Source organism: Pseudomonas agronomica (genome assembly GCF_025917275.1).
GTDB lineage: Bacteria > Pseudomonadota > Gammaproteobacteria > Pseudomonadales > Pseudomonadaceae > Aquipseudomonas > Aquipseudomonas agronomica.
Genome location: NZ_JAOSHO010000676.1, coordinates 1 through 2,225 on the forward strand (window position 1 = coordinate 1; position 2,225 = coordinate 2,225).

Sequence of the window (2,225 nt, forward strand, 5' to 3'; positions counted from 1 at the left end):
CCTCGCCACGGATACCTGGCCTGTGTTCAGTCGTCAGTAACGTGCCGGTGCTTTTTCAACCGATAGGCGAACTGCGCCCGGCTCAGCCCCAACGACCGGGCGGCCGCGGCGAGGTTGCCGTCGCTCAGCTGCAAGGCTTCGTTGATCAGGCGTGATTCCAGGCCATCAATGCTGAAGTCCGCTCCCGACTGGCGTAGGGACTGCAGCAGCGATGTTCCGGTCGTGCCATCGCTCCCTGCCTTGGCCGATGGCGAGAGCCCGCCGTTGCCATCGACCGAATACGCGTCCACGGGCAGTCGCTCATCGCGAAACAGGTGCACCAAGTCGATGGCCTGGCCTTCTTCGCTGGCAATCAGGCCACGCTCGATAAGGTTCTGCAGTTCCCGCACGTTGCCCGGGAAGTCATAGCGCAGCAGCGTCTTCAAGGCGCGCATGGTCAGGCCCACGGGCGTACGGCCATATTCCAGGCAGAATCGCTTGAGGAAGGCATTGATCAGCAGAGGGACATCATCGCGGCGTTCGCGTAAAGGCGGCAGGGCGATGGGGTAGACGTTGAGCCGGTAGAACAAGTCTTCACGAAAGTCACCTCGCGCCACCGCGCCGCGCATGTCGATGTTGGTTGCCGCGACGACCCGCACATCTACCTTGATCCCATGTCCACCGCCGACTCGCTCGATTTCCCGTTCTTGCAACGCGCGCAGCAGCTTGCCCTGGCCGGCCAGGCTGAGGCAGGTGATTTCATCGAGGAACAACGTGCCGCCGTTGGCCCGTTCGAAACGACCGGGGCGAGAATGGGTGGCCCCGGTGTAGGCACCGCGCTCGACGCCGAACAGTTCGGCTTCGATCAGGTTGTCCGGGATGGCCGCGCAGTTGAGTGCGATGAACGGACCGTCGCGGCGGCGGCTGAGTTGGTGCAGCTGGCGCGCGAACATTTCCTTGCCCACCCCGGACTCGCCGCTGACCAGGACGGTGGCGGGGGTCAGGGCCACTCGCTGCAGGGCCTGGGTCGCGGCATTGAATGTCGCACTCGCACCGATCAAGGGCTGTTCGCTGTCCGGCAGAGGGACGCTGCTGGCGAGGCCCTCGGCCCGTGCGCCCGGCTCCAGGGCCACCGCCGGTTGCGACGCGTTGAGGTAACTCAGGTCGCGCTCGATGTCGCCCCATTGCTCGGCGGTCTTGCCAACGACCCGGCAGCGCTCATGCCCCATGCCCCGGCATTCCACTTCGCGAAAGATCACCAGTTGCCCAAACAGGCCGCTGACGAAACCGATGGCGTAGCCCAACTCAGTCCAACACACCGGGTCCTGCCCGGTGCCGAAGGCGGCGACATGCTCGTCGGCCTCGCAGGAGTGGTGCCAGAGAAATTCGCCTTCATAGAACCCCGAGTCCGCATCGAACTTGAAGTGCAGGGGTTCGACCTTGGTCATGCCCTCCAGCGTATGCAGGTGCGTGCCGGCGCGAAACACGGCGGCGGCATCGGCCCGTGGCCAGCGCTCGCGAATCAGCCGGGCGTCCCGCGCGCCAGAGGTGTAGCCCGTGCGGGTGAGCATGCCGCGCGCCTGCTCCAGCCCCTGGCGCCCGATGATTTCCCGGCGCAAGGCGCCGAACGACGAGCTGTGCAGCAGCAACATGCGCTGGTCGTTGAGCCAGATGCGCCCATCGTCGGGAGAAAAGAACAGGCAGTCCGCCAACTCCGCCGGGGTGGGTGAGCTGCTGTCGTCCAGCGATTTGCTGTCGCCCCTTGGACGAAACGGTTCGGCGGCGAAGCGCAGATCCGGCAGCGGACAGTGGGGATTGTTCATTGTTATGCCCCTGATGGCGGGATGATCGAAATGATCACCTGGCGAGATAGTTATTAAGCATAACTTTATCAAATGAACAAGCGGTGGCTGGCCAACGGCCAGGTTGGCGAACAGGCCATGCGCGCCGTTCCAGGCTCAGAGCCCCAGGCCAGAGCCTTGGGCAAGGTTTATCAAGCGCTCTGGCACAAACCGGCACAGCGCTTGCTCAGGCACCCGTACGGCGTTTGCCTCGATGCCTTCCAGGTGCGGCGAACGATGACAACAACAAAGAGCCGGGAGTTTTAAATGTCTGCATCCAAAAGCCAACTGCTGTCCCAGGTGATCGAGTCGGAATGTGTCTTCAACGGTGATTGGGTGAAGGCCTCGGGCCCTATGCGTTCAATCATCGAACCGGCCACCGGTGAGCGGCTGATGTACAGCGCC

The 2,225-nt window shown here is 63.6% G+C and carries 1 protein-coding gene; it reads right to left on the reverse strand.

Translation table 11 applies throughout. The features are described from left to right. Positions 1-26: 26 nt before the first annotated feature. Positions 27-1,802: a sigma 54-interacting transcriptional regulator gene (locus tag OC610_RS26080; protein ID WP_264431941.1), complete on the reverse strand. Its 1,776-nt coding sequence runs from the start codon at positions 1,800-1,802 to the stop codon at positions 27-29. Positions 1,803-2,225 lie beyond the last annotated feature (423 nt).